The 3,925-nt window shown below is 42.7% G+C and carries 4 protein-coding genes and 1 pseudogene; 1 reads left to right on the top strand and 4 read right to left on the bottom strand.

The window, feature by feature from the left end:
- Together ACP5N5_RS06040 and ACP5N5_RS06045 are read right to left on the bottom strand one after the other, a co-directional pair.
- Positions 1–890, bottom strand: a pseudogene (locus ACP5N5_RS06040) (phosphoglucosamine mutase); the annotation flags it as partial.
- Positions 887–1,249: a hypothetical protein gene (locus ACP5N5_RS06045; protein ID WP_012607684.1), complete on the bottom strand. Its 363-nt coding sequence runs from the start codon at positions 1,247–1,249 to the stop codon at positions 887–889. The pseudogene ACP5N5_RS06040 and the gene ACP5N5_RS06045, both read right to left, overlap by 4 nt.
- Positions 1,250–1,346: 97 nt before the next feature.
- Here ACP5N5_RS06045 and ACP5N5_RS06050 point away from each other — a divergent pair, with 97 nt between their 5' ends.
- Complete coding sequence (locus ACP5N5_RS06050; RefSeq protein WP_012607685.1) at positions 1,347–1,661, top strand: hypothetical protein; 315 nt, start codon at positions 1,347–1,349, stop codon at positions 1,659–1,661.
- A gap of 36 nt (positions 1,662–1,697) precedes the next feature.
- Here the strand turns inward: ACP5N5_RS06050 and ACP5N5_RS06055 are convergent, their stop codons facing one another.
- Both ACP5N5_RS06055 and rnhB read right to left on the bottom strand, forming a co-directional pair.
- The gene (locus tag ACP5N5_RS06055) at positions 1,698–2,858 is read right to left on the bottom strand and encodes an OBG GTPase family GTP-binding protein (RefSeq protein ID WP_428133951.1); all 1,161 of its coding nucleotides are present in this window, start codon (positions 2,856–2,858) and stop codon (positions 1,698–1,700) included.
- Complete coding sequence (rnhB, locus tag ACP5N5_RS06060; RefSeq protein WP_428133956.1) at positions 2,824–3,591, bottom strand: ribonuclease HII; 768 nt, start codon at positions 3,589–3,591, stop codon at positions 2,824–2,826. Before rnhB ends, ACP5N5_RS06055 begins: the two co-directional genes overlap by 35 nt.
- Positions 3,592–3,925: the final 334 nt, after the last annotated feature.

Here is a 3,925-nt window from a genome sequence, read left to right on the forward strand (position 1 = left end):
AAAACCTCCTCCACCATTATGCTGGATGATACAGCAGTATAGACCTTCCCACTTAATCCCTTCTCCTCTTTCAGATATTTAGCTAGAAGCGTTGCTGTTCGATCTCCCCAGTTGACAACGCCTTTTTCATCTATTATTATAGCTCTATCGGCATCAGCGTCATGTGCGATACCTAATGTGACTCCTAACTCCCTTGTTACCTTCGCTGTTTCAGCCAGGTTTTCAACTGTTGGCTCAGGGTTTCTCCCAGGGAATAAGGGATCTAGTGTTCCATTAATTACAATTGGTCTTGCACCTAGTTCCTTAACTATTAGCGGCGTTGTTAATGCGCCAACACTATTAGCTGGATCTATGAGTACCCTATAGTTCTTGGCTCTAATAAGGTCCTTATCTATATGGCTTAACACAGCTTTCACGTATTCCTCGTTAACCATCTTATGTTTCTCTACACTATACGGTAGACTACTCCAGTTAACCCTCCTGAAATTGCTTTCCCAATATATCTCTTCTATCTTTCTTTCTTCATCCCTATCGATCTCGATTCCGTAGGGGCCGATCACCTTTATCCCGTTATATTCGGGAGGGTTATGGCTGGCTGTAATCATAACTCCTCCATCAAAGCCATTAGATTTGACAACGTATTGAAGGGCTGGTGTGGGGGTGAATCCAGCATCATATACCTTTACACCTGTTGACATTAGTGCTGCTGAAACAATGCCCTTAATTATCTCGCCCCCAGCCCTTGAATCCATCCCAATAAGTACCCTGGAGCCTTTATCAAAATAGGAGCCTATTGCTAGCCCGAGTCTCAGTATAAATTCCGGGTTTAAGTCTTCGTTTACAACCCCTCTGACTCCATCGGTTCCGAAAAGTCTCCGGGGATCGCTCATTCATTTAACCCCTCCATATATTCCTCTACGAGAGATAATAACTCGGCACTACCTTCTCTTAACTCAAAGATAGTTATAAGATTTCTCGACTCAGCCCATTTCTTAACTAGGAGGGCACACTCGTTTAAACGGCTTAACGCCTCATCCACGGCTTCCTCCACGTCCTCTCCGCTTGATGACATTTCATCGAAAACCTCTCTCAATTCATTCGTAAAACCTATAGATGTATAGATTTTGCCGGTGTCTAGTTTTATCTCAATGTATACTGGGAGCTCTTCGTCAAAGACGCGAATTATGTTATCGTAAACAACTGGTGTGAAGCCATACCTCTTAAGAAACTCGGCAAGATTGCTTATCATTTTAAACCCCTATAGTTAAACTAGCCCTACTATAAACTGTATTCCTTGAAAATATAAAAACCTGGTTTCTGCATCTACTCCATGAGGAGCCCTGGCAATGATAGTTTTATCCGTTGAGAAGCCATGTAAGCCGGTGGTCGAATTCGTGGAAGATGCAATTGCAAGAGGTGATAAAATAATAGTAACTGATAGGGAGAGCATTAAACTCCTCCGTGAAACAGGGGTTTTAAAGAGGTGGAGGGGTATTGAACTAATAGTGATGAATAAACGATGCCCCGAGGAGGATTCTCTAAGGCTGATAACCCTATATACCCCAGTGGAGGCGTTTATATGTGATCAGAGGGGTACTCTCAATGCGTTATCGACGCTACTTACCAGGCTCAACATACCTCTTAGGGAATGCGATGGCTAATGAGTGATGTTCTTCAGCTCTCGAATTAAGGATTAGTTAGCCGCGGATATGTATTTCCACGATATCCCCGTCCTCAACAATGTGTTCAAGACCTACTTTTTCACCAGGGTATTTAACAGATTTACCCCATATCTTTGCGTAGAGAAAGTTCTTCACGAAGTCCCTATGTATGCTTTCAGCGACATCACGTATAGTAGCGCCTTTTCGAAGTACCAGCGGCTTCTCGGATGGAGGTGTATTAGGCGACTTAGTGTATATCCGGATTAGTTCAAGCTGGTTGAATAATGCTTCACCTATTTTGTCGAGGCCTAGCCCGGTCATAGCGGAGCCGTATAATATAGGTAGATTACATGAACTCGTGAAAGCCTTTATAACGGTATCGATGTCTTTTACCAGGTCGGCTTTATTAATATATACTATAGCGGGCTTATAGGCTGTATTCTCGAATAATGCCTGCTCCACATCATCTAATGTGACTTCTCCATATATCTTTACATGTGCATTATATATCCTGTACTCCTCGAGTAGCTTGCGTACATCATCAAGTGTTGCATTGAGTAATCTCCCCATCAACGTAAACCTTAACCCATGTTTTCCACTCCTGGATACCTCGATAACTACTCTACCGGCTGGCTTTGAAAGTATTATACCATACTCCCTAAGTATTTCCTTAACCTCGTTGAATTCAGCCCCGGGATCCATTGTTGCATCCAGAATTATTAGAAGGCCATCAGCGTTTCTAGCGAGGCCGATAACCCTATTCGTGAAAACACTGTCCCTGCTTAATGGAGGGGTATCAATTAATTGTATGTATATATCCCTATATTTAAGCATACCTGGTACCGGATATGTAGTGGAGTAAGGGTAGTCAGCAATAATGGTTCTAGCCCCGGTTAACCTATTAACCAGCATGCTTTTACCAGTGTTAGGGGGACCCACAACAACTACTTGGACATCCCCCTCCTTCTCGATGAAGAAGGAGACGCCTCTACCGGTCTTTCTTTTCTTTTTCTCCTCAATCTCTTCCCTGAGTTCAGCCAGTCTTCTAGTCGCCCAAAGTCTTAGTTTCTCTGTGCCCTTATGCTTGGGCACACTGGATAAGAAGTCCTCTAGTGCCCTCATCTTTTCCTCTGGTGTTTTAGCCTCCATTACCTTTAGCCATTTAGCCTTTGCTTCCGCTGGTAGGTTGGTTACCATAGGTTACTCCCCTTCTAATATAGTCTAGTAAGGATCCCTCCTTTTTACCATGCTTCACTTGTTTACTAACGTACCAGCTGGGGGCTAGATCCTTCACTATGCCCCAACTTTTCCTGATGTATACAGGGGGTTCGCCATCATCTCTATACATATTAGCAAGCCATCTCCTAGAGACTGGATCGCTAGGGTACCCGGAGCCCGTTTCACCCGCTATTACTTGTAGCGCCTTAATATTACTGTCCCTGAGTATTTTCGCTACTACGCTTGCAGCAGAAACAGCCGGGTATTTCGCGTCTGCCCTGGATTCAATGAATATTTCTACATTACCCCTGTACAGTCCTCTAGCACACTCCCCTATTTTATCATTGTAGCCCTTCACTTCATCAATATATATCCTTACCTCGGTACCCTGGCGTTGTCTTAGGATATGGCTGTAGGATAGATACTTGAGGATACTACATATCACGGTGTATTCAAGCATATTCATGTTACTTCTGTCTATGTGGATAGGGCTTACATAGGTTGCAACAATATCTATGTCCAGTGAGAGCATGTTATTTAATATCATAAGTCTCTTCAAGGGTTCGAGGAGCTTGCTATCCCTTAATCCTATAGAAACCAGCGATTCAAACGCGCTACTTAAACCAATTACACCAGCTATCACCATGTCCCCTATAAATGGTCCTCTTCCGGCTTCATCAACACCTATTTCTATAATCTCAGGCTTACCCACTACTCCTTCCCGTTATCTGCTGTATCCTCTTTAAGAGATTTTAATTATTCCCCATCCTCTTAATATTTAATTAATTTTTCAGATTAAGTGGCTCCCAGTAGAATTACACCGATTTCATAATTCATCATCACAGGGATCACGGGGCAGAAACATTGGCTTGTAGCTTTCTGTACCAGTTTAGGTCTTTCTATGCCTTTAATGGCTATGAGATAAGCACTTAATCTCCGCCCTAAAGGACGGGATTTTCGATTGTAAAAGTATTAATGAGTAATTAAACCTGTTTTGCATTATCTGCTTGATTATAATGGAATAGTAAAGTATAAAGTAGCATTAA

It is taken from the genome of Desulfurococcus sp. (genome assembly GCF_049970475.1).
In the GTDB taxonomy this organism is placed as follows: domain Archaea; phylum Thermoproteota; class Thermoprotei_A; order Sulfolobales; family Desulfurococcaceae; genus Desulfurococcus; species Desulfurococcus amylolyticus.

What these genes read in the sequence shown, in the direction of transcription:
- ACP5N5_RS06045 (WP_012607684.1), bottom strand. Translation starts at nt 1,249, where the DNA reads ATGATAAGCAATCTTGCCGAGTTTCTTAAGAGGTATGGCTTCACACCA.
- ACP5N5_RS06050 (WP_012607685.1), top strand. Translation starts at nt 1,347, where the DNA reads ATGATAGTTTTATCCGTTGAGAAGCCATGTAAGCCGGTGGTCGAATTC.
- ACP5N5_RS06055 (WP_428133951.1), bottom strand. Translation starts at nt 2,858, where the DNA reads ATGGTAACCAACCTACCAGCGGAAGCAAAGGCTAAATGGCTAAAGGTA.